The organism is Streptomyces sp. WM6378 (assembly GCF_001279695.1).
Taxonomy (GTDB): domain Bacteria; phylum Actinomycetota; class Actinomycetes; order Streptomycetales; family Streptomycetaceae; genus Streptomyces.
In genome coordinates this window covers 14,417-41,348 of the sequence record NZ_LGDD01000106.1, presented here as the reverse complement: position 1 = coordinate 41,348, position 26,932 = coordinate 14,417, and the positions used below count along the sequence as shown (strand labels likewise).

Below are 26,932 nucleotides of genomic sequence, written 5' to 3'. Positions count from 1 at the left end.
CTCATCCGTTCGATCGTACGAGGGTGAACACGGCTCCCTCGGGGTCGGCGACCGTCGCGAGGCGTCCACTCGCGCCCTCGTGCGGCTGCTGAAGGATGTGCCCGCCCAGGTCGGCGACCCGTACTGAGGCCTCGTCGACGTCGGCGGCCTCGAAGTACGTCATCCAGTGCGCGCCCTTGTCGCGCGGCAGGGCGTTGCCCACGCCGTGCAGCGAGGCGACCGGGCGGCCCTCCAGATGGAGCGTCACGTAGTCGAAGTCGGCCGACACGACGGCCTCCACGTCGTAGCCGAACAGCGCCTGGTAGAACTTGCCGACCGACGAGGTCTCGCGCGTGACCAGTTCGTTCCAGGCGGGGGTGCCGGGCGCGCCCGCGACGGCGGAGCCGGCGTGATCACCGGCCTGCCAGATGCCGAACACCGCGCCCACCGGGTCCGAGGCGATCGCCATCCGGCCCGCCTCGCCCGCATCCAGCGGGCCGACGCCGACGGTGCCGCCGCAGTGCCGGATCGTCTCGCCCGTCGCGTCCGCGTCGTCGGTCGCGAGATACGTGGTCCAGGCGATCGGCAGATGCCGGTCGGGCGGCAGCTGGCCGATTCCGGCCACCTCCTTGCCGTCGAGGAACGCGCGGACGTACGGGCCGAGCTGGTTCGGTCCTGGCCGGAACTCCCAGCCGAACAGTGCTCCGTAGAACTCCTGGGTCTCGGCCAGACCGTGCACCATGAGACTCACCCAGCAGGGCGTGCCAGGTGTGCGCCGGGTCTCCGACTGGGTCATCGTCACTCTCTCCTCGACCGTCGCCAAACTGCTGCTCGGTGGTGCGGTTCGGGAACCCGCGCACCCGGGCCGATGCTTCCACCACCAGCGCCGCAGCGCGCCCCGGCCGCGCCGCTTTTGGCGCGTTCCCGCAGGAGGATGCCCGTTTTGGGGATTCTCATCCTTTTCCTGGGCGTTACGTTCCCGGTGGACTCTGCGCAAGGATGAGTCCATGAATGCCATCATCTCCGCACCCGAACTCGCGGCCGAGGCGGCCGGGCCGCGCCCGCCGGTGCTGCTCGACATCCGCTGGCAGCTGAGCATGGCGAAGGCGTCCGGCGAGCCCGCGTTCGACGGCCGGGCCGCCTACGAGGCCGGGCACCTGCCCGGCGCCGTGTTCGTCGACCTCGACGCGGAACTGGCCGGTCCGCCCGGATCCGGCGGCCGCCACCCGCTGCCGGACGTGGCCGAATTCGGTCGGGTCATGCGCCGCGCGGGCGTGTCGGCCGGGACGCCGGTCGTCGTGTACGACGGCGGTCAGGGCTGGGCCGCCGCCCGCGCCTGGTGGCTCCTTCGCTGGACGGGCCACCAGGACGTCCGTGTCCTGGACGGCGGCCTGGCCGCCTGGGCGGGCGAGCTCTCCACCGAGATCCCCGCCCCCGCCGAGGGCGACTTCCGGCCCGAGCCGGGAGCCGTCAAGCTCCTCGACGCGGACGCGGCGGCGGCGCTTGCCCGCTCCGGGCTGCTGCTCGACGCCCGTGCGGGGGAGCGGTACCGAGGCGACGTGGAGCCCATCGACAGGGTCGGCGGCCACATCCCGGGCGCCCACTCGGCGCCGACCACCGAGAACGTGGGCCCGGACGGCCGCTTCCTGCCCGCTGACGAACTCGCCGCCCGCTTCAAGTCCCTTGGCGCCTCGGGTACCGAGGTCGGCGTGTACTGCGGCTCCGGAGTCTCGGGCGCCCACGAGGTGCTGGCCCTGGCGGTGGCGGGCATCCCGGCCGCGCTGTACGCCGGTTCGTGGTCGGAGTGGTCCTCGGACGAGTCGAGGCCGGTGGCCACGGGGCCGGACCCGCAGTAGGGGGTAAGGAAAGGGCCCGCACACATGGTGCGGGCCCGCGCGTTCCTTGAGGGGGCCGCACGCAAGGTGCGGCCCTCCTGCATGCCTTTAGGGGCGCGACCAGCCACAGCGGACCCGCAGTCGAACAACCGGCGTCCGAGGCCGCACCCAGCAGAACGCTCAGTCCTGCTTCTTGAGCTAGTCCTGCTTCTTCCTGCGCGTCCCGAACACGATCTCGTCCCAGCTCGGCACAGCCGCCCGCCGCCCGGGCCGGACCCCGTCCGCCTCGGCCTGCCGATCGGTGGTCCCGGTGAGCCGGTCCCGGTGACCGGCCACCGTGCGCGGCATCAGGACATCCGCGTACGCGGAACCCGCACCCGCCGAAGCGGCCGGCGCGGGCGGCTCCTCGATCTCCGGCTCGGCGGCCGGTTCGGTCTCGGGCGGCTCGGGCGGCGCCGTCGGACGCTCCGGGACGACCATGTCGCCGCGGAAGCTCGGCACGGCTTCGAGCAGGCTGGTCAGCGAGTCGCTCTCGTCCGCCACCGGCTCGGGCGGCGGCGCCGGACGCTCCAACTGCCGGTCCAGGGCGCGGTCCAGGGGCCGGTCCCGGGGCAGCCGCGCGATCCGGGGCACGAACGGGAAGCTCGGCTCGGGAACCGTGGTGATGGTGTCGTCGGACTCGCCGATGAGCGAGCGGGCCTCGTCGTCGACGGCCTGCACGAGTCGGCGCGGCGGGTCGTAGGTCCAGCTCGCGGAGTGCGGCTCACCCGCGACCAAGTACACGAGCAGGACTTCCCACGTGCCGTCGTCGCGGCGCCAGGAGTCCCACTGGACGCTGTCCTTGTCGGCGCCGCGAAGGAGCAGCCGCTCCTGGACGGCCTCGCCGAGCTGGGGGCCGGTGTTCTCGCCCGGACGCCGCACGGGGGTCTTCCGCGCCCGCTCCGCCATGAAGGCGCGCTCGGCGAGGACGGGGCCTTCGAAACGGCGTACGCGGTCGACCGGAATGCCGGCGAGCTGGGCGACCTCCTCGGCGGAGGCACCGGCTCGTATACGCGCCTGGATGTCGCGCGGGCGGAGGTGGCTCTCCACCTCGATCTCGATCTGTCCGAGGCGGGCTCGGTCGTTGCGCACAGCGGCCCGGAGCCGCTCGTCGATCGGAAGCGTGTACTCCGTGCTGTCCGCAGCCTTGAGCACCAGTCGTGTGCCGTCGTTGGAGACGGCCACGACACGCAGTTCGGGCATGGGGACCTCCCGGGTGGTGCCTGCCGACGTCACGTGCGTCGCTGCTTCCGCTAGTCGAGTGTGGCCTGCCCGGGTGCAGCCTGCCACAACATTGCCGAGTTGCCCGGCGTGTCGGGCATGGGCCCTGGAACGCCGTTATGGCACGGTTACCTTTTTGCAACGCAGAGTGACCGGGATGGTCACTCTGTGCAGCAGGCGCCCGTGCGGAGCCGCGGCGCCGCCGGTTCGAGTGCCGCGTTCGGCCCCCTCCCGTAAGTCCCGGATACCCGTGTGGGACCCGGGGCCCAGGGCTCGCCACAGTACTCCATTCGGGCCACCGGGGTGGACCGGCGCGCCGCCGAAGTTCTCGCGGGGTACGGGAGTTGGACCCGTTGTAAAGCCTTGGCGAGTGATCCGCACGTGTCCTGCTTCACACAATTCACGGAAACGGAACTATTCCTTTCGCTCAAATGTCCTTTCTCTGTGCAAGACGGACCAGAAGGGCGAACAGAGGCTGGGCATGGGTGACAAGTCGGACACCGGGACCGAAGAGAAGAAGCGCATCGACTTGAGCGTGCCTCAGGTCGCGGGCAGTGCGCTCGCCGCGGTCACCGCCGCGGTGCTCGCCTCCCAGCTGGGCGTGTACGGCACGTTCCTCGGCGCCGGTGTCGTGAGCGTGGTCGCCACCTGCGGCGGCACTGTCTTCCAGCACTTCTTCAAACGGACCGGCGAGCAACTGCGCGAGGTCACCGTCCAGGCCAAGGCCGGCTCGCGCCAGGTACCGGTGGTCTCCCCTTACAAGGGGGCGCGGGACGAGACCGCGGTCCTGCCGCAGGCCGACGTGGACCGCACCCAGCTGCTGAAGTCGATCGACGAGACGGCGATGCTGCCGGGGGCCGACACGGACCGCACCCAACCGCTCAGGTCGGTGGACGAGACCCAGCTGTTGTCGCCCGCGGCCCGCCCCGCGAAGGAGTTCAACGAGGCGAGCGTCCACGGCACCCGGCTGCGCGGATGGAGGCGGCCGGTGCTCGCGGCGGCCGTCGTCTTCGGCGTGTCGATGGGCGGCATCACCACGTACGAACTGCTCTCCGGCGGTGAGGTCGGCGGCAACGGCACCGGGACCACCCTGGGGTCCGTGCTCACCGGCGGCTCCAAGAAGCAGGAGAAGCCGTCCGCGCCTTCGGACACCGGCGACGGCCACAAGCACTCGCCCGGCACCGGCGGTTCGCCGACGCCGGGAACCAGCGGCGGCGGCGCGACCGGAGGGGACGCTTCGACGAACAGTCCGTCGCCGGAGCCGTCCCCCTCCAAGTCCACGGATTCGGGCTCGGGTTCGGGGACCGGATCCGGTTCCGGATCCGGCTCGGGCGGTACGACGCCGACTCCGACGCCCACTCCGTCCACTTCGAAGGGCGCCGGATCCGGGAGCGACGCCGGCGACCCGGCCACCCCGGACAGCAAGTCCGGCGGCACCCCCACCCCGTAGCGGCCTCACTCGCCGAGCACGCGCCGCAGATAGGTGTTGGCGAACCGGCGCTCCGGGTCGAGCCGGTCGCGCAGCGCGGTGAACTCGGCGAAGCGGGGGTAGACCTCGGCGAAGTAGGCCGCGTCGCGCGTGTGCACCTTGCCCCAGTGCGGCCGGCCCGCGTGCGCGGTCATGATCCGCTCGACCGCGGTGAAGTACGCCTGGTACGGCGTGCCCTTGTACATGTGCACGGCTATGTAGGCGGTCTCGCGCCCCGAGGCCGTGGAGAGCGCGATGTCGTCGGCGGGCGCGGTGCGGACCTCCACCGGGAAGCTGACCCGCAGCGGCGAGCGCTCCACCAGGGCCTTCACTTCACGCAGCGCCCCGACCACGGCCTCGCGCGGCAGGGCGTACTCCATCTCCACGAACCGCACCCGGCGCGGGCTTGTGAAGACCTTGTACGGAATGTCGGTGTACGTGCGGGCGGACAGCGCCCGGCTGGAGACCTTGGCGATCGACGGGATCGTGGCGGGCACGGCCCGGCCGAGCGAACACACCACCTGGAAAAGCCCGTTGGACATGAACTCGTCCTCGATCCAGCCGCTGAGCTTTCCGGGCGGAGCGGCGGGGCCCGCGCTGCGGTTGTTGCGCTTGGTGTTGCAGTTGCCGGTGTGCGGGAACCAGTAGAACTCGAAGTGCTCGTTCTCCGCGAAGAGTTCGTCGAACTCGGCGGTGACCTTGTCGAAGGCCATCGGCTCCTCGCGGGCCGTGAGCAGGAAGACCGGCTCCACGGCGAAAGTGATCGCGGTGACGACGCCGAGCGCGCCGAGCCCGATCCGGGCCGCCGCGAAGACCTCGGGATTCTCCTTCTCGGAGCAGGCCAGGAGCGAGCCGTCGGCCGTGACCAGCTCAAGTCCCTTGATCTGGGCGGCGATCGAGGCCGAGTCGCGGCCGGTGCCGTGCGTTCCGGTGCTCGTCGCACCCGCCACCGTCTGCTCCATGATGTCGCCCATGTTCGTGAGCGACAGGCCCTCCCTGGCCAGCGCCGCGTTCAACCGCTTCAGGGGGGTGCCGGCCTCCACCGTGACGGTCATCGCGGCGCGGTCGATCTCGCGGATGCCGGTCAGCAGGTCGGGACGTATCAGCACGCCGTCGGTGGCGGCGGCCGCGGTGAAGGAGTGGCCGGTGCCGACCGCCTTCACCGTCAGGCCGTCCTCGGCGGCCCGGCGCACGGCCTCGGCGAGCTCGGCCGCGGAGGCCGGGGACACTTCCCTCGCCGGCCGCGCGGTGATGTTGCCCGCCCAGTTACGCCAGGTGTTGTTGCCGTTCGCTCCGCTCATCTGCTTCGAGCCCCTCCCGATGCGTCACCGGCCTGCGAAGCCGGCGGTACCCCAGGAACGCCACCACCGCCGCGAGCGTTCCCGACACGCCGGACACCAGGTACCCCGCCTGCGCTCCCGCCGCGTCCACCACCCAACCTGCGGCGGAGGAGCCGAGGGCCACACCGACCGCGAGCCCGGTACTCGTCCAGGTCATGCCCTCGGTGAGCTTGCTGCGCGGTACGTGCTGTTCGACGAGGGCCATCGTCGTCACCATCGTCGGTGCGATGGACAGGCCCGCGACAAAGAGCGCCACGGCTAGGAACGGCAGGTTCCCGGCCAGTTGGAGCGGGATCATACTCACCGCCATCGCACAGACACCCACCAGCCACCTGCTCGACGCCGCACCCTTGAGGCGCAGCAGCCCGAACACGGCTCCCGCGACGCACGAGCCGAGGGCGTACACGGCGAGCACCAGGCTCGCCATCGCCTTGTGGCCGCGCTCGTCGGCGAAGGCCACGGTGACCACGTCGACCGAGCCGAAGATCGCGCCGGTGGCGACGAACGTGGCGACCAGGACCTGGAGTCCGCGCGAGCTCAGCGCGGAGCGGCCGCTGTGGTGCTCGTGCGGATGCGGTACGGGTTCGGTGGCGCGCTGCGCGGTCAGCAGGAAGACGCCGGCCAGCAGGAAGCACGCGGCGATCAGCGGCCCCGCCTCGGCGAACCAGGCGGTGGAGAGCCCGATCGACAGGATCGGCCCGAGGATGAAGCACAGCTCGTCGACGATCGACTCCCACGAGTACGCCGTGTGCAGGTTCTGGGCGTCGCCGCGGTAGATCTCGGCCCAGCGGGCCCGGACCATGGAGCCGACGCTCGGCACGCAGCCGGCGCCCGCCGCGAAGACGAACAGGGTCCAGTCCGGGGCGCTCTGCTGGGCGCACAGGAGGAGCCCGGTGACGGCGGCGACCGCGACCACGGTGGTCGGGCGCAGCACCCGCCGCTGGCCGTGCCGGTCGACAAGGCGGGATATCTGGGGGCCGACCACGGCGGCCGACATGGCGAGCGTCGCCGAGAGCGCGCCGGCCAGGCCGTAGCGGCCGGTGAGCTGGGACACCATGGTCACGACGCCGATGCCCATCATCGACAGCGGCATCCGCCCGAGGAGGCCGGCGGCGGAGAACCCCTTGGTGCCGGGGGCGGCGAATATCGCGCGGTAGGGACTGGGCAACGGAGGCTCCGGGATCCGGCGTGACGCGTGTAATTAATTCCTAAAGCTTACGATGCTGAAGTCGACCGGCGCACCGCCTTTTCCTACCGGGTTCCCGCCGCGCTTCCCGCCTCGCGTTCGTCGAAGGGCCCCGGCTTCCTCCGGCTCGGTTCCCTGCCTGTCAGAGGCGGATGGCAGGATCGAGTCATGTCCGAACTGCGCGATCCAGCTCCCGGAGCGGCCGCGGCCGCCGCCCCGTACGACGCCCTGCTGCTGCTCTCCTTCGGCGGCCCCGAAGGCCCCGACGACGTGGTCCCGTTCCTGGAGAACGTGACGCGCGGCCGCGGCATCCCCAAGGAGCGGCTCAAGGAGGTGGGGCAGCACTACTTCCTGTTCGGCGGGGTCAGCCCCATCAACGAGCAGAACCGCGCGCTGCTCGACGCGCTGCGCAAGGACTTCGCCGAGAACAGCCTGGACCTGCCGGTCTATTGGGGCAACCGGAACTGGGCGCCCTATCTCACCGACACCCTGCGCGAGATGGTGGCCGACGGCCGCCGCCGGATCGCCGTCCTGACCACCAGCGCGTACGCCTCGTACTCGGGCTGCCGGCAGTACCGCGAGAACCTGGCGGAGGCGCTCGCGACGCTGGAGGCCGAGGGGCTCGCGGTGCCGAAGGTCGACAAGCTGCGGCACTACTTCAACCACCCCGGCTTCGTCCGCCCCATGATCGACGGCGTCCTGAAGTCGCTCGCCGAGCTGCCCGAGGACGTCCGCGCGGGCGCCCACCTCGCCTTCACGACGCACTCCATCCCCACGGCAGCGGCCGACACCTCGGGCCCCGTCGAGGAGCACGGCGACGGCGGCGCCTACGTCCGCGAACACCTCGACGTGGCGGGGATCATCGCCGACGCGGTCCAGGCCGAGACCGGCGTCGAGCGGCCCTGGCGGCTCGTCTACCAGTCCCGCTCCGGCGCCCCGCACATCCCCTGGCTCGAACCCGACATCTGCGACCACCTGGAGACGCTGCACGGCGAGGGCGTCCCGGCCGTCGTCATGGTCCCCATCGGCTTCGTCTCCGACCACATGGAGGTCCTGTACGACCTCGACACGGAAGCCACCGCCAAGGCCGCCGAGCTCGGCCTGCCGGTGGCCCGCTCCGCGACCGTCGGCGCCGATCCGCGCTTCGCCTCGGCCGTGCGCGAGCTCGTCGTCGAGCGGGCCGCCGCCGAGCGCGGGCTGCCCGCCGAGCGGTGCGCCCTTGGGTCGCTCGGCCCCTCGCACGACCTCTGCGCGGTCGGCTGCTGCCCGGCCGCCCGCGGTGGCGCCAAGCCCGCGGCCGCGGGCGCCGACAGCCCGTACGCGTAAGGAGCACCGATGACCGACCCTCTGCACCGCGAACTGCTCGGCCTCGCCCTGGAGGCCGCCCGGCGGGCCGGCGAGCTGCTGCGCGACGGCCGCCCGGCCGACCTCGCCGTCGCCGCCACCAAGTCCAGCCCCATCGACGTGGTGACCGAGATGGACATCGCCGCCGAGAAGCTGATCACCGGCTACCTCTCCGAGCACCGCCCGCACGACGGCTTCCTCGGCGAGGAGGGCGCCTCCAGCGAGGGCACCAGCGGCATCCGCTGGGTCATCGACCCGCTCGACGGAACCGTCAACTACCTTTACGGGCTGCCCACTTGGGCCGTCTCCATCGGCGCCGAACAGGACGGCGAGCGGGTCGCGGGCGTGGTCGCCGCCCCGATGCGCGGTGAGACCTACCACGCCGTCCTCGGCGGCGGCGCCTTCGAGGGCGACCGCCCGCTGCGCTGCCGCCCGCCGGCCCCGCTGTCCGAGTCCCTGGTGGGGACGGGCTTCGCCTACGTCCAGAGCGTCCGCGCCCACCAGGCCGAGGTGGCCGAGCGGCTGATCCCGCAGTTCCGCGACATCCGCCGCGGCGGCTCGGCGGCGATCGACCTGTGCGACGTGGCGGCCGGGCGGCTCGACGCGTACTACGAGCGCGGCCTCAACCCCTGGGACCTGGCGGCCGGCGACCTGATCGCCCGCGAGGCGGGCGCTCTCACCGGCGGCCGCCCCGGCACGCCCCCGTCCCGCGAGCTGACGATCGCCGCATCCCCGGAACTCTTCGGCCCGCTCCAGTCCCTCCTGGAGGAGTACGGGGCCTGGCACGACTGAGCGCCCCGGGGCGCGGCCCGCGGGCATGACGAAACCCCGGCGCCGTCCCGTGGCGCCGGGGTTTCCTGGTGGGTGGGGTCAGAGCGCTGCGGCTACCTCGACGCCGTGCTCGGCGGCGAGACGACGGAGGTCGTCCAGCTCTGCCTGCTCGACGTCGGCGAGGAAGTCGTCGCCGGTTTCGCGCGCCCGTGTGAGGTCGGTTTCCGTGGTCCTGATGCGCTGCAGAAGTCCTGCGGTAAAAGCGTCCATGGTGCGCCCCCTCGTCGTGGGTCGGTGGCACGGGGGTGTGCCGACGGTGGGTCGCGACCACGACATGAGGGTGTGGCATGCCACATACAGGGCGTGATCGCGGGGTGTGCAGTCGTCCTCCCCAAGCCCACTCTCAAAGAAACCTCAACTGCCGCGCCAATCCTGTCCATTCCCGCGGCGCCCACCTCGTCCGGCTGAAAGCCGCAGGTAGCGGGCGGACTCCGGTCCGGCACCGTCTTACCGCCGGTTTATGGGCGTAAAGGGCAGGATGGAAGCGCACAGTCACTGGTTCAGTGCACAGATATGCCCGCGAACGACGCGGGTCCCTACGGAAGGAAATGCGCCGTGCGCGTACTCGTCGTCGAGGACGAGCAACTGCTCGCCGATGCGGTGGCCACCGGACTGCGCCGGGAGGCCATGGCCGTCGACGTCGTGTACGACGGCGCCGCGGCCCTGGAGCGCATCGGAGTGAACGACTACGACGTGGTCGTGCTCGACCGGGACCTCCCGCTCGTCCACGGGGACGACGTCTGCCGCAAGATCGTTGAGCTGGGCATGCCCACGCGTGTCCTGATGCTGACGGCCGCCGGTGACGTCAGCGACCGCGTGGAGGGCCTGGAGATCGGCGCGGACGACTACCTGCCCAAGCCGTTCGCCTTCACCGAGCTGACCGCCCGCGTCCGCGCGCTCGGCCGGCGCACCACCGTGCCGCTGCCGCCCATCCTGGAGCGGGCCGGCATCAAGCTCGACCCCAATCGCCGCGAGGTCTTCCGCGAGGGCCGGGAGATCCAGCTCGCGCCGAAGGAGTTCGCGGTCCTTGAGGTGCTCATGCGCAGCGAGGGCGCCGTGGTCTCGGCCGAGCAGCTCCTGGAGAAGGCCTGGGACGAGAACACCGACCCGTTCACGAACGTCGTGCGCGTGACCGTCATGACGCTGCGCCGCAAGCTCGGCGAGCCCCCGGTGATCGTCACCGTGCCGGGCTCGGGCTACCGGATCTGACGGCGATGGCCGCGACCCCCGCGCCGCCGACGGCGCCCCCGAAGCCCACCTGGGCCCCGAAGTCCGCCGAGCCCCCTTTCCCGTGGCTCAGGCCCACCATCCGCATACGCCTCACGCTGCTCTACGGCGGCATGTTCATGATCGCCGGAATACTGCTCCTCTCGATCATCTACTTGCTCGCCGCCCAGGCCCTGCACGCGGGCAGCACCCCGTTCAAGATCGTGGACGGCCAGAACATCGTGGTCTCCAGCGGCAGCTGCCAACTCCCGGAGCGGGGTACCCCCGGGGCCTTCAACGACGCCATCAGCGCCTGCATGGCCGCGCAGCGCCAGCACGCCCTCGACAACCTCCTGAGCCGCTCGCTGCTCGCCCTCGTCGGCCTCAGCGTCATCGCCTTCGCCTTCGGGTACGCGATGGCAGGCCGCGTCCTGTCGCCGCTCGGCCGGATCACCCGGACCGCCCGCCGGGTGGCCGGCACGGACCTGACCCGGCGGATCGAGCTGGACGGCCCCGACGACGAGCTCAAGGAGCTCTCCGACACCTTCGACGAGATGCTGGACCGCCTGGAGCGGGCCTTCACCGCGCAGCAGCGGTTCGTCGCGAACGCCTCGCACGAGCTGCGCACCCCGCTCGCGATCAACCGCACGCTGCTCGAAGTGCACCTCTCCGACCCCGGCGCCCCGGTGGAGCTCCAGCAGCTCGGCAAGACGCTGCTCGCCACCAACGAGCGCAGCGAGCAGCTCGTCGAGGGCCTGCTGCTGCTGGCCCGCAGCGACAACGAGATCATCGACCGCAAGCCGGTCGACCTCGCCGAGGTCGCGTCCCGCGCCATCGACCAGGCCCGGGGCGAGGCCGACGCCAAGGGCGTGGAGGTCCGCGGCGAGCGAGGCCTCGCGGTCGTCCAGGGCAACGGCGTCCTCCTGGAACGCATCGCGCTCAACCTGGTGCAGAACGCCGTCCGGTACAACATCCCCGAAGGCGGCTGGGTCGAGGTGGTCACCGAGCTCAAGGACGGCCACGCGACGCTGCTCGTGAGCAACACCGGGCCGGTGGTTCCGGCGTACGAGATCGACAACATCTTCGAGCCGTTCCGGCGGCTGCGCACCGAGCGCACCGGCAGCGACAAGGGCGTCGGCCTCGGCCTGTCCATCGCCCGGTCGGTCGCGAGGGCTCACGGAGGCCGTATCATCGCGGAGCCCCGCGAAGGCGGCGGCCTCGTGATGCGTGTCACCCTGCCGGTCTGAGACGCTGCTCGAAGCTGTTTTGGCAGTTCGCTTTGCGCGGAATTTTCGGGACCTGTTCCTGTGAGTTTCGTGTGCGATCAGTCACAAAGGCAAACTTCCGGCCACCTACTCTCCGTGATCACTGAATCCGCTGGAATCCCGGGAAAAGTCCGGGTTTCCAGGGGGTGAGATCACGGGAAGTACACGGGGTGGCGCTGGTGAAGTGCGACATTAGGACCGTGTACGGTCCCGATCGCCATCCAAGACGATCACTCTTGAGGAGTGCGGTTGGGTGTCGATTGAGTAACAGACCTTGATGTGAGGCAAAATCTCCGCCTCAGGTCGGGCACAAGTCCGGCCTCTCACGCGTTACGTGCGCTGAGACACCGCAACCACCCAGAGGGGGAGAGCGACATGGCAACGGACTACGACACCCCACGCAAGACCGACGACGACGTCGATTCCGACAGCCTTGAAGAGCTGAAGGCCCGGCGCAACGACAAGTCCACCTCGACTGTCGACGTCGACGAGTACGAGGCCGCCGAAGGCATGGAACTGCCCGGCGCGGACCTGTCCAACGAAGAGCTCGCCGTTCGCGTCCTGCCCAAGCAGGCCGACGAGTTCACCTGCATGAGCTGCTTCCTCGTGCACCACCGCAGCCAGCTGGCCCGGGAGAAGAACGGCCAGCCGATCTGTCGCGACTGCGACTGAGCAGGCCGGCTGTGGCAGGCGCGAAACCGCCCCGGAAGCGACCGTTCCGGAGGAAGGGTGCCCCGGGTTCCACCGAGGCGCCACAGGGCGGCACAGGCCCGGCAGAAGGCGTGGAAGACCCCGCCGAGCCGGACCGCCTCCCTGCGGTCAGCGCTGTCGACGGTGCACGTGACGCCGAGCGGGGCCACCAGGCCTCGCTCGAAGCAGCCGTCACGGCACCGGATTCGGAACACAAGGCGGGGCCCGCGGCCGGGGCCCGCCGCCTGGACGCCCTGCGCAAGGGCGCTCTCGACAAGGGCGTTCCCGCCCTGAGGAAGAGCGTTCCGGTGCTCAAGAAGGGCGTACGCAAGGGCGGCGAGGGCGTGAAGGCCTCGCTCGGCCACCTTGCCGACCGCGTCATCGAAGTCGCCCCCCGCATTCCCGTGCGGGACCTGGCGACCCTGCGCGCCCATTTCCCGGGTCTCGGCCCGGAGGAGATCGCCGACAAACTGATCGCCGGCGCTGCCAACGGCACCTCCACGGTCGGCGCGGGAATCGGCGCTGCCGCGATGCTGCCCGTACCGCCCGCGATGCCCGCCGAGCTGGCCGCGGAGATCACCGGCGTCGCCGCCATCGAGCTGAAGCTCATCGCCGAGCTGCACGAGGTCTACGGAATGCGGCCGCCCGGCACGCTCAAAGAGCGCTCCATGGCCTATCTGACGTCGTGGACCGAGGAGCGCGGCATCGACGTCACCAAGCCGACGTCGCTCAACTTCGCGCTCGGCGGCCAGATGAAGCGCGAGCTGCGCCAGCAGATCATGAAGCGCATGGTCCGCAATCTGCCGAACCTGACGCCGTTCATGGTCGGTGCGGCCGTCGGCGCCGTGATGAACCGCCGGGACACCAAGAAGCTCGCCGGGCACATCCGCAAGGATCTGCGCGAGCGCCAGGTGCCCTGGGACGCGCTGCCCGAGCTGCCCGCCCTGGAACAGCCGGACAACCCGCTGCCGCAGGGGAACCCGAGGGAACTCGGCCGCTGAAGGGCCGGGCTCAGCCGGTGCGGACCGCGTTCAGGGCCGCCTTCAGCGCCTCGGGGTCCCGGGTCGAGAGGTAGGCGTACGGAGTCGGGTCCGCCGGATCCGTGATCTCCACCTTCACCGCCGTCGGGATGTAGGCCCGCAGCAGCATGAACGCGCGCGGATCGGCCTTGTGCAGCCGCCAGGCCCGCGCCTCCTCGGCGTCCAGGACCTCGGGCTCGCCCAGCGCCTTCACCGGGATCCGGGCCTCGCCCGCGACCAGGGTGTCCGGGAGCACCCGGATCCGCACCGAGCCGTACGAACTCACCACCACCCACGACACCGCCGTGCCGCCCACCAGGCCGGCCAGCATCGGCAGGGTGCCCAGCGGCAGCAGCATCAGCGCGCACGCGACGCCGACGAGGACGGAGATGAACCACCACGACCTGGGCGCGGTGAGGCGTTCTGCGTACTGCGGGGCATTGGGCTGCATGAAAGCTAGCTTGGCACGGCGCGACCTGCGCCTTGACCGCGGGTAAGGTCTGCGGCTGTGACTGCTACATCTGCGTCCCTGACACCCCCGGCCGACGCCATAGCGCCGGTGCGGCACCCCGAGGCGCCCGCACCCGGCGAGCTGCTCGGTGCGCACTACGGGCACTGCTTCGGCTGCGGCGGCGGACAGCCCCACGGACTGCACCTTGCCGCGCGGGCCGGCCAGGGCGTGACCGTCACCGCCGAGTTCACCGTGCGCGAGGCCCACCAGGGCGCCCCGGGCCTCGCCCACGGCGGGGTGCTCGCCACCGCGCTCGACGAGACGCTCGGCTCGCTGAACTGGCTGCTGCGGGTGATCGCGGTGACCGGCCGCCTGGAGACGGACTTCGCCCGCCCGGTGCCGGTCGGCACGGTCCTGCACCTCCAGGCCGAGGTCACCGCGGTGGCCGGCCGCAAGATCTACTCCCGGGCCACCGGCCGCATCGGCGGCCCCGAGGGACCCGTGGCGGTCCGTGCCCAGGCCCTCTTCATCGAGGTGAAGGTGGACCACTTCATCGACAACGGACGTCCGGCCGAGATCCAGGCCGCGATGTCCGACCCCGACCAGGTCAGGCGCGCCCGCGCCTTCGAGGTGAACCCGTGACCCGTGAACCCGTAGACGTCCTCATCCGCCGTGTCGACCCGGAGGTGCCGATCCCGGCGTACGGGCATCCGGGCGACGCCGGAGCCGATCTGGTGACCACCGAGGCGGCCGAGCTCGCTCCCGGCGAGCGGGCGGTCCTGGCGACCGGCGTCTCCATCGCGCTGCCCGACGGGTACGCGGCCTTCGTGCACCCCCGTTCGGGTCTCGCCGCCCGCTGCGGTGTCGCCCTGGTGAATGCCCCGGGGACGGTGGATGCCGGGTACCGTGGGGAGATCAAGGTGATCGTGGTCAACCTCGACCCTCGCGAGAGCGTTCGGTTCGAGCGTTTCGACCGCATTGCCCAACTGGTCGTCCAGCAGGTCGAGAAGGTGCGCTTCCACGAGGTGGCGGAGCTTCCCGGCTCGGCGCGGGCCGAGGGGGGCTTCGGGTCCACCGGCGGTCATGCCGCCGTGGACGGTTCGGCCGCCGGTGGCGGCACTACGGGTGGGAATCGATACGCTTCGGTCGTATCCGACCGGGAAGGACAGTGACGTGTTCGGACGTCGCAAGAAGAGCGGTACTGCCGAGGACTCGGCGGGCGAGGCCGAGCAGGCTGTCGAGGGCACTGCGTCCGATGGAATCGACGCCGACGCAGCTGGTGACGCGAGCGGGGCGCGCAGGGTGAACCTGCCGCCGGCGCCCCGTCCGGACGGGCCCTGGGACCTGTCCGAGGTCACCGAGCCCGGCGAGGGCCGGGTGGACCTCGGCGGACTCTTCGTCCCCGGGGTCGAGGGCATGGAGCTGCGGGTCGAGGTCGCGGGCGACGCGATCGTGGCGGCCACGGTCGTGCTGAACGACAGCGCGGTCCAGCTGCAGGGCTTCGCGGCACCGAAGAAGGAAGGCATCTGGGGCGAGGTCCGCGAGGAGATCGCCTCCGGCATCACCCAGCAGGGCGGCATCATCGACGAGGTCGAGGGCCCGCTGGGCTGGGAGCTGCGCGCGCAGGTCCCCGTGCAGCTGCCCGACGGCACCAACGGTGTCCAGCTGGTCCGCTTCGTGGGCGTGGACGGCCCGCGCTGGTTCCTGCGCGGTGTCATCTCCGGCCAGGGCGCGGTGCAGCCGCAGGCCGCCGGGCTCCTGGAGACGATCTTCCGCGACACCGTGGTGGTGCGCGGCGAGGGCCCGATGGCGCCCCGCGACCCGATCGTCCTGAAGCTGCCCGACGACGCGCAGATGGTGCCCGAGGGCGTGCAGCAGGAGGACCAGGAGGGCTCGCGCTTCTCCGGCGGCATGGGCCAGCTCCAGCGCGGACCCGAGATCACCGAGATCCGCTGACCACCACCGGCCACGTGCCCGATGGGCCGCGCTCCCGGACAGGGGCGCGGCCCATCGGCATGTCCGGGACCGGCGCCCCGAGCGCCAACGCGGCGTCCGCGGGCGGCACTTGAGGGACCGGCCGGCCCCGGCCGCCGCCCCGTTGCCCGCGAGACCCCCGTTCGCGCGGGCAATCCGGGCAGATCCCCTGCGATCCATTGCCCGGCCGGGTGCAACCTGCACATACTGGCGCCCGGCCGCGCACACGCACGTACGGGGGAGACCGGCATGACGCAGAGCACCAGCGGACGGGGCGGCGGGACGGCCGTCGCCGGGGACAGGCCGACCGGGCCGATGATCCGGGTCGACAACCTGCACCGTTCGTACGGGAGCGGCGCCGCCGCCGTGCACGCGCTGCGCGGGATCTCCTTCGAGGTGCCGCGCGGTGAGCTCGTCGCCCTCAAGGGGCGCTCGGGCTCCGGCAAGACCACCCTGCTCAACCTCCTCGGCGGGCTCGATCAGCCCGACGAGGGCGCCATCACCGTGGACGGCACCGACGTCGTGGGCCTGGGGGAGCAGGGCCTCCTGGAGCTGCGCCGCGACCGGATCGGCTTCATCTTCCAGTCCTTCGGCCTCATCCCCATCCTCAGCGCCGCCGAGAACGTGGGCGTCCCGATGCGGCTCAAGAAGGCCGACCCGCGCGAGCGCGAGGAACGCGTCGCCCTGCTGCTCTCCCTCGTCGGCCTCGGCGACCACGCGGGGCAGCGCCCCGGCGAGCTCTCCGGCGGCCAGCAGCAACGCGTCGCCATCGCCCGCGCGCTCGCCAACCGGCCGGCCCTGCTGATCGCGGACGAGCCCACCGGCCAGCTCGACGCCGACACCGGCCTCGCGGTGATGGAGCTCATTCGCGCCGTGGTGCGCAGCGAGGGCGTCACGGCCCTGGTCGCCACCCACGACAGCCAGCTCCTCGGCCTCGCCGACCGCGTCCTGGAACTGGGCGACGGGCAGCTCGTCGACCACGGCCCACGGCTGAACAGCGCGTGATCACGCGGGCGGGGCATCAGAATCGCGTCAATACGCGGCCCCCGCCCCACCCCCACCCCATTTGCCGGAATTGTTGGCCGTAAGGTCGACGCAGCGTACGCAGCTGAATTCTGAAAGACAATGGGGCCATGGCACGCGGCAAGCTTCGGATCTACCTCGGCGCGGCACCGGGCGTCGGCAAGACGTACGCGATGCTCTCCGAGGCCCACCGCCGGGTGGAGCGCGGCACGGACTGCGTCGTCGCGTTCGTCGAGCACCACGGCCGGCCGCGCACCGAGGTGATGCTGCACGGCCTGGAGCAGATCCAGCGGCGCGAGATCGAGTACCGCGGCAGCGTCTTCACCGAGATGGACGTCGACGCCGTCCTGGAGCGCAGCCCCGCCGTCGCCCTGGTGGACGAACTGGCGCACACCAATGTGCCCGGCGCCCGCAACACCAAGCGCTGGCAGGACGTCGAAGAGCTGCTCGCGGCCGGGATCGACGTCGTGTCCACCGTCAACATCCAGCACCTGGAGTCCCTCGGCGACGTCGTCGAGTCGATCACCGGCGTACGCCAGCGCGAGACCGTGCCGGACGAGGTGGTGCGCCGGGCCGACCAGATCGAGCTCGTCGACATGTCGCCCCAGGCGCTGCGCCGCCGCATGGCGCACGGCAACATCTACAAGTCCGACAAGGTCGACGCGGCCCTGTCCAACTACTTCCGGCCCGGCAACCTCACCGCACTGCGCGAACTAGCGCTGCTGTGGGTCGCCGACCGGGTCGACGAGTACCTCCAGCAGTACCGCGGCGAGCACGACATCAAGTCGACCTGGCAGGCCCGCGAGCGCATCGTCGTCGGCCTCACCGGCGGACCCGAGGGCCGCACCCTCATCCGCCGCGCCGCCCGGATGGCCGCCAAGGGCTCCGGCAGCGAGATCCTCGCGGTGTACGTGGCCAGGAGCGACGGCCTCACCTCCGCCTCGCCCAAGGAACTCGCCGTCCAGCGCACCCTCGTCGAGGACCTCGGCGGCAGCTTCCACCACGTCATAGGCGACGACATCCCGGCCTCGCTGCTCGCCTTCGCGCGCGGCGTCAACGCCACCCAGATCGTCCTCGGCTCCAGCCGCCGCAAGGCCTGGCAGTACATCCTCGGCCCCGGCGTCGGGCAGACCGTGGCCCGCGACTCCGGGCCCGACCTCGACGTCCACATCGTCACCCACGAAGAGGTCGCCAAGGGCCGCGGCCTGCCCGTGGCGCGCGGGGCCCGGCTCGGGCGGGCCCGCATCGTGTGGGGCTGGGCGGCCGGAGTGATCGGCCCCGCCCTGCTGACCGTGCTTCTCACCAATGTCGACGCGGACCTCGGGCTCGCCAACGACATGCTGATGTTCCTGACGCTGACGGTGGCCGCGGCCCTGCTCGGCGGCCTGATCCCGGCGCTCGCCTCGGCCGCGTTCGGCTCGTTCCTCCTGAACTACTACTTCACCCCGCCCATCCACAAGATCACGATCGCCGATCCCAAGAACATCGTCGCCATCGTCATCTTCGTGCTCGTGGCCGTCTCGGTTGCCTCCGTCGTCGACGTCGCCGCCCGCCGCACCCACCAGGCCGCCCGGCTGCGCGCCGAGTCCGAGATCCTCTCGTTCCTCGCGGGCAGCGTCCTGCGCGGCGAGACCAGCCTGGACGCCCTGTTGGAGCGGGTCCGCGAGACCTTCGCCATGGAGTCGGTCGCCCTCCTGGAGCGCGAGAGCGACGTCGAGCCCTGGACGCGCGCGGGCAGCGTCGGGCCGCACCCGGTCGCCCGCCCCGAGGACGCCGACGTCGACATGCCGGTCGGCGACCACATGGCGCTCGCCCTGTCCGGACGGGTGCTGCCCGCCGAGGACCGCCGTGTGCTCGGCGCGTTCGCCGCCCAGGCCGCCGTGGTCCTCGACCGCCAGCGCCTGGTGGGCGAGGCCGAGGAGGCCCGCAAGCTCGCCGAGGGCAACCGCATCCGCACCGCGCTGCTCGCCGCCGTCAGCCACGACCTGCGCACCCCGCTCGCCTCCATCAAGGCAGCAGTGACGTCCCTGCGCTCCGACGACGTCGAATGGTCCGAGGAGGACCGCGCCGAGCTCCTCGAAGGCATCGAGGCCGGCGCCGACCGGCTCGACCACCTCGTCGGCAACCTCCTCGACATGTCCCGGCTCCAGACCGGCACCGTCACCCCGCTCATCCGCGAGATCGACCTCGACGAGGTCGTGCCGATGGCGCTCGGCGGCGTCCCCGAGGACAGCGTCGTCCTCGACATCCCCGAAACCCTGCCCATGGTCGAGGTCGACCCGGGCCTCCTGGAGCGGGCCGTCGCGAACATCGTCGAGAACGCCGTCAAGTACAGCCCGCTCGACAGCCCCGTCACCGTCGCCGCCAGCGGCATGGCCGAGCGCGTCGAGATACGGGTCACCGACCGCGGCCCCGGCGTCCCCGACGCCGCCAAGGACCGCATCTTCGCGCCCTTCCAGCGCTACGGCGACGCCCCGCGCGGCGCCGGAGTGGGCCTCGGCCTCGCCGTCGCCCGGGGCTTCGCCGAAGCCATGGGCGGCACCCTCGCCGCCGAGGACACCCCCGGCGGAGGCCTCACCATGGTGCTCACCGTCCGCGCCGCCCCCGGCCCGGACCGCGCCCCCGCCGACCTCTCCGCCCAGGTCACCTCATGAACCGAACCGCTCAGCCGGCAGACGCAGAAGGCAGGTATCCCAGATGACCCGGGTGCTCGTGGTCGAGGACGAGCCGCAGATCGTGCGCGCGCTCGTGATCAACCTCAAGGCACGGAAGTACGAGGTGGACGCGGCCCCCGACGGCGCGACCGCCCTCCAGCTCGCCGCCGCCCGCCACCCCGACGTGGTCGTGCTCGACCTCGGCCTGCCCGACATGGACGGCGTCGAGGTCATCCGGGGCCTGCGCGGCTGGACCCGGGTCCCCATCCTGGTGCTCTCCGCCCGCCACACCTCCGACGAGAAGGTCGAGGCGCTGGACGCCGGCGCCGACGACTACGTCACCAAGCCCTTCGGCATGGACGAGCTGCTCGCCCGGCTGCGCGCCGCCGTCCGCCGCGCCGAGCCCGTCGGCGGCGCGGACGGCGCCGACGACGTGGTGATGGTGGAGACCGAGGGCTTCACCGTCGACCTGGCCGCCAAGAAGGTCAACCGGGACGGCCGCGACGTACGGCTCACGCCCACCGAATGGCACCTGCTCGAAGTCCTGGTGCGCAACACCGGCCGCCTGGTCAGCCAGAAGCAGCTGCTCCAGGAGGTCTGGGGGCCCTCGTACGGCACCGAGACGAACTACCTCCGGGTCTACATGGCCCAGCTGCGCCGCAAGCTGGAGCTCGACCCCTCGCACCCGCGCCACTTCATCACCGAGCCGGGCATGGGCTACCGCTTCGAACGCTGACCCCGCGCGCCCGCCGAACCGGGTGGCCCCGGTGCCGTAGCGCGGCCATATCCGTGCTGACCACATGCTTTGATCCGGCGGCGGGGCCCCCGGGTACGCTTTCTGTATGAGTGCTGACCTTCGTACCGAGAAGCCCGCGGGGCGCTTCCGCCGGATGCTCGACCGGCTGTCCACCTCGCAGGAGGACCTGCACTCCGCGGAACTGCAGGAGGACACGCAGGCCACGGGGTGCACCCGCATCTCCGAGTGCAGTGACCGCCAGATAGTCAAAGTGACTGGTACCTTGCGGACCGTCACCCTGCGCCCGCGGGCGGGTGTGCCGGCGCTGGAGGCCGAGCTCTTCGACGGCACCGCCCCACTGGACGTGGTGTGGCTGGGACGGCGCTCGATCGTGGGCATCGAGCCGGGCCGCAAGCTCATCGCTTCGGGCCGGATCTCCATGAGCCACGGCCGGCGGGTCCTGTTCAACCCCAAATACGAACTCCGACCGCTCGGACAGGAGTAGCCGGTGACGTCAGTCGACAAGCCGACCACCGCCCCCACGCCCGCCAAGGCCGCCGACGACGCGAAAGCCGTGACCGAGGCCGCGCTCTTCGAGGCGTTCGGCGGGGTGCGCGGCATGGTGGAGACGGTCCTGCCGGGACTGCTCTTCGTCACGATCTTCACGGTCAACAAGGACCTGCACACCTCGGCGATCGCCGCGCTCGCGGTGTCGCTGCTGCTCGTCGTGGTCCGCCTGGTCCGCAAGGACACCATGAAGCACGCCTTCAGCGGCGTCTTCGGCGTGGCCTTCGGCGTGGTCTTCGCGATGATGACGGGCAACGCCAAGGACTTCTACCTGCCGGGCATGCTCTACACGTTCGGCCTGGCGCTGGCGTACATCGTCACCACCGTGTGCGGGGTCCCTCTGATCGGGCTGATCCTCGGCCCGGTCTTCAAGGAGAACCTGTCCTGGCGCACCCGCAACCCGGGCCGCAAGAAGGCGTACGCGAAGGCGAGTTGGGCCTGGGGGCTCATCCTGCTCGCCAAGTGCGCGATCCTCTTCCCGCTGTACTGGTGGGCCAACACCTCGCAGCTCGGCTGGGTCCTGATCGCCCTGAAGATCCCGCCGTTCCTGCTCGCGGTCTGGCTCACCTGGGTCTTCCTCGCGAAGGCCCCGGCGCCGATCGACGTCTTCGCCGAGATGGAGGCGGAGGAAGCGGCCGAGAAGGCCCGCAAGGCCGCGACGGGCGAGGCGTAACCCCCGGCGCGAACGAAGGGCCCGCAACCGTCACGGTTGCGGGCCCTTCGGCCATTTCACGAGGAGGGATCAGCCTTCCCGGCGCACCGAGAGCAGGTCCTCCAACTGCTCCTCGCGGGCCTGCGCGGCCACGAAAAGCAGCTCGTCGCCCGCCTCCAGGGTCTCCTCCTGGCTCGGCGTGAGCACCCGCGTGCCGCGGATGATCGTGACCAGCGAGGTGTCCTCCGGCCAGGCCACGTCCCCGACCTGCGTGCCCGCCAGCGCCGACTCCGGCGGCAGCGTCAGCTCGACCAGGTTGGCGTCGCCGTGGCTGAAGCGCAGCAGCCGTACGAGGTCGCCGACGCTCACCGCCTCCTCGACCAGCGCCGACATCAGACGCGGCGTCGAGACGGCGACGTCCACGCCCCACGACTCGTTGAACAGCCACTCGTTCTTCGGGTTGTTGACCCGGGCCACCACCCGCGGCACCCCGTACTCGGTCTTCGCGAGCAGCGAGACGACCAGGTTCACCTTGTCGTCACCGGTGGCCGCGATGACCACGTTGCAGCGCTGCAGCGCCGCCTCGTCGAGCGAGGTGATCTCGCAGGCGTCCGCGAGCAGCCACTCCGCGAGCGGCACCCGCTCCACCGAGATGGCGGTGGGCGCCTTGTCGACGAGGAGCACCTCGTGCCCGTTCTCCAGGAGCTCGCCCGCGATGGAACGGCCCACCGCGCCGGCCCCGGCAATCGCAACCCGCATCAGTGACCGCCCTCCTCGGGACCCTGGGCGAACGCCGCCTCGACCTTTTCGACCTCGTCGGTACGCATCATGACGTGCACCAGGTCGCCCTCCTGCAGCACCGTCCGGGACGTCGGAAGCACCGCTTCGCCCAGCCGGGTGAGGAACGCGACACGGACGCCGGTCTCCTCCTGCAGCTTGCTGATCTTGTGGCCGATCCAGGCCGTCGAGGTGTGCACCTCGGCCAGCTGCACGCCACCGCTCGGGTCGCGCCACAGCGGCTCGGCGCCGGACGGCAGCAGCCGCCGCAGCATCTGGTCGGCCGTCCAGCTGACCGTGGCCACCGTCGGGATGCCGAGCCGCTGGTAGACCTCGGCACGCCGCGGGTCGTAGATCCGCGCCGCCACGTTCTCGATGCCGAACATCTCGCGCGCCACCCGGGCCGCGATGATGTTGGAGTTGTCGCCGCTGGAGACCGCGGCGAACGCCCCGGCCTCCTCGATGCCCGCCTCGCGCAGGGTGTCCTGGTCGAAGCCGACGCCGGTGACCCGGCGCCCGCCGAAGCCCGAACCCAGCCGACGGAAGGCCGTGGGGTCCTGGTCGATCACCGCGACCGTGTGCCCCTGCTGTTCCAGGGTCTGCGCGAGAGCGGCTCCCACTCGCCCGCAGCCCATGATGACGATGTGCACGTCCCCTTACCCCGCACTCCTGGTCGCCCCGATGACCTGCGCAAACACCCTGCTCACTACTTCCTTCTCGGCTAGCCGGGCAACAGCGTGGCAACAGAAATCCACGTTGCCGCCTGATGAGCTTATGCGGCCCGCCCCGGGATGCACTCACTCAGTGCCCCTATCGCGCAAAGCCGTGGACGGGAGCCGGGTAGGCCTTATTCATACGCAACGCTTACGATCCTCTGCGTGTCCAAACTGACCGACGTGCCCAAACGGATCCTGATCGGCCGGGCGCTGCGAAGCGACAAGCTGGGAGAAACGCTCCTCCCCAAGCGCATCGCACTCCCCGTCTTTGCCTCCGACCCGCTCTCGTCCGTTGCGTACGCTCCCGGAGAAGTGCTCCTGGTGCTCTCCGTGGCGGGTGTGTCGGCGTACCACTTCAGCCCCTGGATCGCGGTCGCGGTCGTGGTGCTGATGTTCACCGTGGTCGCCTCCTACCGGCAGAACGTGCACGCCTACCCGAGCGGCGGCGGCGACTACGAGGTCGCCACCACCAACCTCGGTCCCAAGGCCGGACTCACCGTCGCCTCCGCCCTGCTCGTCGACTACGTGCTGACCGTGGCCGTCTCGATCGCCTCCGGCATCGAGAACCTCGGCTCCGCGATCCCCTTCGTCGTCGAGCACAAGGTGCTGTGCGCCGTCGCCGTGATCGTGCTGCTCACACTGATGAACCTGCGCGGTGTGAAGGAGTCGGGCAAGCTCTTCGCGATCCCGACGTACGTCTTCGTCGCCGGCGTCTTCATCATGATCGCCTGGGGCGCCTACCGGGGCCTGGTCATGGGCGACACCATGAAGGCGCCCACCGCCGACTACACGGTCCGCGCCGAGCACCAGGGCCTGGCCGGCTTCGCCCTCGTCTTCCTGCTCCTTCGCGCCTTCTCCTCCGGCTGCGCCGCGCTCACCGGCGTCGAGGCCATCAGCAACGGCGTCCCTGCCTTCCGCAAGCCCAAGTCGAAGAACGCCGCGAGCACGCTGGCCCTGATGGGCGGCCTGGCCGTCACCATGTTCTGCGGCATCATCGCGCTGGCCATGAGCACCCACGTACGGATGGCCGAGAAGCCCGGCGAGGACCTGCTGCACAACGGCACCCCGCTCGGCTCCGGATACGTCCAGAACCCGGTGATCTCCCAGGTGGCCGAGGCCGTCTTCGGCAACGGCAGCTTCCTGTTCATCGTGCTCGCCGCGGCCACCGCGCTGGTCCTGTTCCTCGCCGCGAACACCGCGTACAACGGCTTCCCGCTGCTCGGCTCGATCCTCGCCCAGGACCGCTACCTGCCCCGCCAGCTGCACACCCGCGGCGACCGCCTCGCGTTCTCCAACGGCATCGTGCTGCTGGCCGGCGCGGCAGTCCTGCTCGTCGTGATCTACGGGGCGGACTCGACCCGGCTGATCCAGCTGTACATCGTCGGCGTCTTCGTGTCCTTCACGCTCAGCCAGACCGGCATGGTCCGCCACTGGAACCGCCACCTGGCCACCGAGAACGACCCCGCCAAGCGCCGCCGCATGATCCGCTCGCGCGCGATCAACGCGTTCGGCGCGTTCTTCACGGGCCTGGTGCTCGTGGTGGTCCTCGCGACGAAGTTCACCCACGGCGCCTGGGTCGCACTGCTCGGCATGGTGATCTTCTACGGAACGATGACCGCGATCCGCAAGCACTACGACAAGGTCGCGGAGGAGATCGCCGCCGCCGAGGAGCGCCCCGACGAGTACGTACGCCCCTCGCGCGTGCACTCCGTCGTCCTGGTCTCCAAGCTCCACAAGCCGACGCTGCGCGCCCTCGCCTACGCCAAGCTGCTGCACTCCAACCAGTTGGAGGCGCTCAGCGTCAGTGTGGATGCGGCCGAGACGAAGGCGCTCAAGGACGAGTGGGAGCGGCGCGGCATCGACGTACCGTTGAAGATCATCGACTCGCCGTACCGCGAGGTGACCCGGCCGGTCATCGAGTACGTCAAGGGCCTGCGCCGGGACAGCCCGCGCGATGCGGTCAGCGTGTACATCCCCGAGTACGTGGTGGGCCACTGGTACGAGCACCTGCTGCACAACCAGAGCGCGCTGCGGCTCAAGGGCCGCCTCCTTTTCACCCCCGGCGTCATGGTGACCTCCGTCCCTTACCAGCTGGAGTCCTCCGAGGCCGCCAAGAAGCGGGCCCGCAGGCGGGCCGACTGGAACGCGCCGGGCTCGGTGCGCCGCGGTCCCGTGTCCCGGCCCAAGGAGCCGAGCAACAAGAGCTGACCGATACCGGTCGCGGGCGTCGGGGAGACGTCCGCGTGGAACCGGCGGTGACCGTGGCGGGGGTCGGTGAGACACCCGCGCGGGAGCCGAGCCGTGCCTGTGGCGGGCGGCCGGGCGACACCCACGTAGACTGGTGGGCTGTTCACCCGGCCGCCGCCGTCTTTCCCCTCACCTCTGGAGTCACCCACCCATGCAGCAGAACGCACCCGAGCCGTCGCTGTCGTCGCTGGTCGGGGAGGAGTACGAGGTCGAGGTCGGCCCCGTCGCGCACGGTGGCCACTGCATCGCCCGCACCGCCGAGGGCCGCGTCCTGTTCGTACGCCACGCCCTGCCCGGCGAGAAGATCGTCGCCCGTGTCACCGAGGGCGAGGAGGACTCGCGCTTCCTGCGTGCCGACGCGGTGCGGATCATCGAGGCGTCCAAGGACCGGGTCGAGGCCCCCTGTCCCTTCGCCGGACCCGGCAAGTGCGGCGGCTGCGACTGGCAGCACGCCAAGCCCGGCGCCCAGCGCCGCCTCAAGGGCGAGGTCGTCGCCGAGCAGCTCCAGCGGCTCGCGGGCCTGACCCCCGAGGAGGCCGGCTGGGACGGGACGGTCATGCCCGCCGAGGGCGACAAGCTGCCCGCGGGCCAGGTCCCGGCGTGGCGCACCCGCGTCCAGTACGCGATCGACGACGAGGGCCGCGCGGGCCTGCGCAAGCACCGCTCGCACGACGTCGAGCCGGTCGACCACTGCATGATCGCCTCGACGGGCGTGTCGGAACTGGGCATCGAGAAGCGCGAGTGGCCGCAGTTGGCGTCGGTCGAGGCGATCGCGGCGTCGGGCTCGCACGACCGCCAGGTCGTCCTGACCCCCCGGCCGGGCGGCCGCCTCCCCCTGGTCGAACTGGACAAGCCGGTCTCGGTCCTCCGGGTCGAGGAGAAGGACGGCGGAGTCCACCGCGTCCACGGCCGGGCCTTCGTCCGCGAGCGCGCGGACGGCCGCACCTACCGGGTCGGCATGGGCGGCTTCTGGCAGGTCCACCCGCAGGCGCCGGACACGCTGGTGAAGGCCGTGATGCAGGGCCTGATGCCGCGCAAGGGCGAGATGGCGCTCGACCTGTACTGCGGCGTCGGCCTGTTCGCGGGTGCGATCGCGGAGCGCGTCGGCGAGACCGGCGCCGTCCTCGGCATCGAGTCCTCCAAGCGAGCCGTCGAGGACGCCCGCCACAACCTGGCCGACCTGCCCCGGGTCCGCATCGAGCAGGGCAAGGTCGAGCAGGTCCTGCCCCGCACCAAGATCACCGAAGCCGACCTGATCGTCCTGGACCCGCCCCGCGCGGGCGCCGGCAAGCAGACGGTCAAGCACCTGGCAGCCCTGGGCGCCCGCCGCATCGCCTACGTGGCCTGCGACCCGGCAGCCCTGGCCCGCGACCTGGCGTACTTCGCGGAGGCGGGGTACAGGGCGCGGACGCTGCGGGCGTTTGATCTGTTTCCGATGACGCATCATGTGGAGTGCGTGGCGATCCTGGAGCCGGTGGCGAAGGGCGCCTGACCTGCGGTTTCTCGGAATTCTTCGGCTGTTCGACCGGTTTCCGTGTACGCAACGCGTGAAGGCCTGCTCGAGCTTACGAGGACTGCTTGACCTGCGGTTTCAGTGCGGAGGGCCACGGTCGTTGGTAGCGGTGGTCGGGCGCTCCTCAAACTTCTGACGCTCGAATGACGCACGTTCTGAAGCCCCATCACATCGGCCCGGCCACGTCCAAGCACGCGGC

At 71.2% G+C, this 26,932-nt stretch carries 26 protein-coding genes; 18 read left to right on the top strand and 8 right to left on the bottom strand.

Annotated elements, in window-relative coordinates:
• Position 1: 1 nt before the first annotated feature.
• Positions 2-775 carry a VOC family protein gene (locus ADK54_RS11560; protein ID WP_053725491.1) on the bottom strand — a complete coding sequence of 258 codons (774 nt, stop codon included), beginning with the start codon at positions 773-775 and terminating at the stop codon, positions 2-4.
• A gap of 211 nt (positions 776-986) precedes the next feature.
• On the opposite strand from ADK54_RS11560, the gene ADK54_RS11555 reads away from it, so the two are divergent.
• Complete coding sequence (locus tag ADK54_RS11555) at positions 987-1,835, top strand: sulfurtransferase (RefSeq protein ID WP_053725490.1); 849 nt, start codon at positions 987-989, stop codon at positions 1,833-1,835.
• 177 nt (positions 1,836-2,012) lie between these two features.
• Here the strand turns inward: ADK54_RS11555 and sepH are convergent, their stop codons facing one another.
• Positions 2,013-3,056 (bottom strand): septation protein SepH, encoded by a 1,044-nt coding sequence (gene sepH, locus ADK54_RS11550; RefSeq protein ID WP_053725532.1) that lies wholly within the window; start codon positions 3,054-3,056, stop codon positions 2,013-2,015.
• Positions 3,057-3,555: 499 nt separating this feature from the next.
• On the opposite strand from sepH, the gene ADK54_RS11545 reads away from it, so the two are divergent.
• The gene (locus tag ADK54_RS11545) at positions 3,556-4,524 is read left to right on the top strand and encodes a hypothetical protein (protein ID WP_053725489.1); all 969 of its coding nucleotides are present in this window, start codon (positions 3,556-3,558) and stop codon (positions 4,522-4,524) included.
• 5 nt (positions 4,525-4,529) lie between these two features.
• Here ADK54_RS11545 and ADK54_RS11540 read toward each other — a convergent pair whose 3' ends face one another.
• The gene (locus tag ADK54_RS11540; RefSeq protein ID WP_053725488.1) at positions 4,530-5,843 is read right to left on the bottom strand and encodes a D-arabinono-1,4-lactone oxidase; all 1,314 of its coding nucleotides are present in this window, start codon (positions 5,841-5,843) and stop codon (positions 4,530-4,532) included.
• A complete protein-coding gene (locus ADK54_RS11535; RefSeq protein WP_053725487.1) occupies positions 5,809-7,050 on the bottom strand; it encodes an MFS transporter in 1,242 nt (413 codons plus the stop codon). The genes ADK54_RS11540 and ADK54_RS11535 overlap by 35 nt, the downstream gene beginning before the upstream one ends.
• A 186-nt stretch (positions 7,051-7,236) precedes the next feature.
• Here ADK54_RS11535 and ADK54_RS11530 point away from each other — a divergent pair, with 186 nt between their 5' ends.
• The gene (locus ADK54_RS11530; protein WP_053725486.1) at positions 7,237-8,394 is read left to right on the top strand and encodes a ferrochelatase; all 1,158 of its coding nucleotides are present in this window, start codon (positions 7,237-7,239) and stop codon (positions 8,392-8,394) included.
• Between the two features lie 9 nt (positions 8,395-8,403).
• Positions 8,404-9,204, top strand: coding sequence for an inositol monophosphatase family protein (locus ADK54_RS11525; RefSeq protein ID WP_053725485.1), 801 nt, complete (start codon positions 8,404-8,406; stop codon positions 9,202-9,204).
• A gap of 78 nt (positions 9,205-9,282) precedes the next feature.
• Here the strand turns inward: ADK54_RS11525 and ADK54_RS46715 are convergent, their stop codons facing one another.
• Positions 9,283-9,453, bottom strand: a complete 171-nt coding sequence (locus tag ADK54_RS46715) for a hypothetical protein (RefSeq protein ID WP_189965484.1) — start codon at positions 9,451-9,453, stop codon at positions 9,283-9,285.
• Between the two features lie 345 nt (positions 9,454-9,798).
• On the opposite strand from ADK54_RS46715, the gene ADK54_RS11520 reads away from it, so the two are divergent.
• The 4 genes from ADK54_RS11520 (at position 9,799) to ADK54_RS11505 (ending at position 13,405) form a co-directional block, all read left to right on the top strand.
• Positions 9,799-10,452, top strand: a complete 654-nt coding sequence (locus tag ADK54_RS11520) for a response regulator transcription factor (RefSeq protein ID WP_053725484.1) — start codon at positions 9,799-9,801, stop codon at positions 10,450-10,452.
• Between the two features lie 5 nt (positions 10,453-10,457).
• On the top strand, positions 10,458-11,696 hold the full coding sequence (locus ADK54_RS11515) for a sensor histidine kinase (protein ID WP_053725483.1): 1,239 nt from the start codon (positions 10,458-10,460) through the stop codon (positions 11,694-11,696).
• Between the two features lie 393 nt (positions 11,697-12,089).
• Positions 12,090-12,386 carry a DUF4193 domain-containing protein gene (locus ADK54_RS11510; protein ID WP_053725482.1) on the top strand — a complete coding sequence of 99 codons (297 nt, stop codon included), beginning with the start codon at positions 12,090-12,092 and terminating at the stop codon, positions 12,384-12,386.
• A gap of 11 nt (positions 12,387-12,397) precedes the next feature.
• Positions 12,398-13,405 carry a hypothetical protein gene (locus tag ADK54_RS11505; RefSeq protein WP_053725481.1) on the top strand — a complete coding sequence of 336 codons (1,008 nt, stop codon included), beginning with the start codon at positions 12,398-12,400 and terminating at the stop codon, positions 13,403-13,405.
• Positions 13,406-13,415: 10 nt separating this feature from the next.
• Here ADK54_RS11505 and ADK54_RS11500 read toward each other — a convergent pair whose 3' ends face one another.
• Entirely contained in the window at positions 13,416-13,874 is a 459-nt protein-coding gene (locus ADK54_RS11500) for a DUF3093 domain-containing protein (RefSeq protein ID WP_053725480.1), read from the bottom strand.
• A 57-nt stretch (positions 13,875-13,931) separates the two neighbouring features.
• Here ADK54_RS11500 and ADK54_RS11495 point away from each other — a divergent pair, with 57 nt between their 5' ends.
• The 8 genes from ADK54_RS11495 to ADK54_RS11460 all read left to right on the top strand — a co-directional run bounded on the left by ADK54_RS11495 (position 13,932) and on the right by ADK54_RS11460 (position 21,501).
• Positions 13,932-14,516, top strand: a complete 585-nt coding sequence (locus ADK54_RS11495) for a PaaI family thioesterase (RefSeq protein WP_053725479.1) — start codon at positions 13,932-13,934, stop codon at positions 14,514-14,516.
• Positions 14,513-15,046 carry a dUTP diphosphatase gene (dut, locus tag ADK54_RS11490; protein WP_053725478.1) on the top strand — a complete coding sequence of 178 codons (534 nt, stop codon included), beginning with the start codon at positions 14,513-14,515 and terminating at the stop codon, positions 15,044-15,046. Before ADK54_RS11495 ends, dut begins: the two co-directional genes overlap by 4 nt.
• A gap of 1 nt (position 15,047) precedes the next feature.
• Entirely contained in the window at positions 15,048-15,830 is a 783-nt protein-coding gene (locus ADK54_RS11485; RefSeq protein WP_053725477.1) for a DUF3710 domain-containing protein, read from the top strand.
• A 267-nt stretch (positions 15,831-16,097) separates the two neighbouring features.
• A complete protein-coding gene (locus ADK54_RS11480; protein ID WP_053725476.1) occupies positions 16,098-16,853 on the top strand; it encodes an ABC transporter ATP-binding protein in 756 nt (251 codons plus the stop codon).
• A gap of 128 nt (positions 16,854-16,981) precedes the next feature.
• A complete protein-coding gene (locus ADK54_RS11475; protein ID WP_053725475.1) occupies positions 16,982-19,525 on the top strand; it encodes a sensor histidine kinase in 2,544 nt (847 codons plus the stop codon).
• Positions 19,526-19,568: 43 nt separating this feature from the next.
• The gene (locus ADK54_RS11470) at positions 19,569-20,261 is read left to right on the top strand and encodes a response regulator (RefSeq protein WP_053725474.1); all 693 of its coding nucleotides are present in this window, start codon (positions 19,569-19,571) and stop codon (positions 20,259-20,261) included.
• A gap of 106 nt (positions 20,262-20,367) precedes the next feature.
• Positions 20,368-20,766 (top strand): OB-fold nucleic acid binding domain-containing protein, encoded by a 399-nt coding sequence (locus ADK54_RS11465; protein ID WP_078966308.1) that lies wholly within the window; start codon positions 20,368-20,370, stop codon positions 20,764-20,766.
• Positions 20,767-20,769: 3 nt separating this feature from the next.
• The gene (locus ADK54_RS11460) at positions 20,770-21,501 is read left to right on the top strand and encodes a DUF3159 domain-containing protein (RefSeq protein ID WP_053725472.1); all 732 of its coding nucleotides are present in this window, start codon (positions 20,770-20,772) and stop codon (positions 21,499-21,501) included.
• A 69-nt stretch (positions 21,502-21,570) separates the two neighbouring features.
• Here the strand turns inward: ADK54_RS11460 and ADK54_RS11455 are convergent, their stop codons facing one another.
• Together ADK54_RS11455 and ADK54_RS11450 are read right to left on the bottom strand one after the other, a co-directional pair.
• Positions 21,571-22,239, bottom strand: a complete 669-nt coding sequence (locus ADK54_RS11455; protein ID WP_053725471.1) for a potassium channel family protein — start codon at positions 22,237-22,239, stop codon at positions 21,571-21,573.
• Positions 22,239-22,907: a potassium channel family protein gene (locus tag ADK54_RS11450; RefSeq protein WP_053725470.1), complete on the bottom strand. Its 669-nt coding sequence runs from the start codon at positions 22,905-22,907 to the stop codon at positions 22,239-22,241. The genes ADK54_RS11455 and ADK54_RS11450 overlap by 1 nt, the downstream gene beginning before the upstream one ends.
• Positions 22,908-23,135: 228 nt before the next feature.
• Between ADK54_RS11450 and ADK54_RS11445 the strand changes: the two genes are divergently transcribed.
• Positions 23,136-25,181 carry an APC family permease gene (locus tag ADK54_RS11445; protein WP_053725469.1) on the top strand — a complete coding sequence of 682 codons (2,046 nt, stop codon included), beginning with the start codon at positions 23,136-23,138 and terminating at the stop codon, positions 25,179-25,181.
• A gap of 190 nt (positions 25,182-25,371) precedes the next feature.
• On the top strand, positions 25,372-26,712 hold the full coding sequence (locus ADK54_RS11440; RefSeq protein WP_053725468.1) for a class I SAM-dependent RNA methyltransferase: 1,341 nt from the start codon (positions 25,372-25,374) through the stop codon (positions 26,710-26,712).
• Positions 26,713-26,932: the final 220 nt, after the last annotated feature.

Coding starts and splice junctions, on each gene's coding strand:
- ADK54_RS11510 (WP_053725482.1), top strand. CDS start 12,090: ATGGCAACGGACTACGACACCCCACGCAAGACCGACGACGACGTCGAT.
- ADK54_RS11555 (WP_053725490.1), top strand. CDS start 987: ATGAATGCCATCATCTCCGCACCCGAACTCGCGGCCGAGGCGGCCGGG.
- sepH (WP_053725532.1), bottom strand. CDS start 3,056: ATGCCCGAACTGCGTGTCGTGGCCGTCTCCAACGACGGCACACGACTG.
- ADK54_RS11470 (WP_053725474.1), top strand. CDS start 19,569: ATGACCCGGGTGCTCGTGGTCGAGGACGAGCCGCAGATCGTGCGCGCG.
- ADK54_RS11530 (WP_053725486.1), top strand. CDS start 7,237: ATGTCCGAACTGCGCGATCCAGCTCCCGGAGCGGCCGCGGCCGCCGCC.
- ADK54_RS11475 (WP_053725475.1), top strand. CDS start 16,982: ATGGCACGCGGCAAGCTTCGGATCTACCTCGGCGCGGCACCGGGCGTC.
- ADK54_RS11465 (WP_078966308.1), top strand. CDS start 20,368: ATGAGTGCTGACCTTCGTACCGAGAAGCCCGCGGGGCGCTTCCGCCGG.
- ADK54_RS11500 (WP_053725480.1), bottom strand. CDS start 13,874: ATGCAGCCCAATGCCCCGCAGTACGCAGAACGCCTCACCGCGCCCAGG.
- ADK54_RS11480 (WP_053725476.1), top strand. CDS start 16,098: ATGACGCAGAGCACCAGCGGACGGGGCGGCGGGACGGCCGTCGCCGGG.
- ADK54_RS11525 (WP_053725485.1), top strand. CDS start 8,404: ATGACCGACCCTCTGCACCGCGAACTGCTCGGCCTCGCCCTGGAGGCC.
- ADK54_RS11540 (WP_053725488.1), bottom strand. CDS start 5,843: ATGAGCGGAGCGAACGGCAACAACACCTGGCGTAACTGGGCGGGCAAC.
- ADK54_RS11560 (WP_053725491.1), bottom strand. CDS start 775: ATGACCCAGTCGGAGACCCGGCGCACACCTGGCACGCCCTGCTGGGTG.
- ADK54_RS46715 (WP_189965484.1), bottom strand. CDS start 9,453: ATGGACGCTTTTACCGCAGGACTTCTGCAGCGCATCAGGACCACGGAA.
- ADK54_RS11455 (WP_053725471.1), bottom strand. CDS start 22,239: ATGCGGGTTGCGATTGCCGGGGCCGGCGCGGTGGGCCGTTCCATCGCG.
- ADK54_RS11545 (WP_053725489.1), top strand. CDS start 3,556: ATGGGTGACAAGTCGGACACCGGGACCGAAGAGAAGAAGCGCATCGAC.
- ADK54_RS11515 (WP_053725483.1), top strand. CDS start 10,458: ATGGCCGCGACCCCCGCGCCGCCGACGGCGCCCCCGAAGCCCACCTGG.
- ADK54_RS11440 (WP_053725468.1), top strand. CDS start 25,372: ATGCAGCAGAACGCACCCGAGCCGTCGCTGTCGTCGCTGGTCGGGGAG.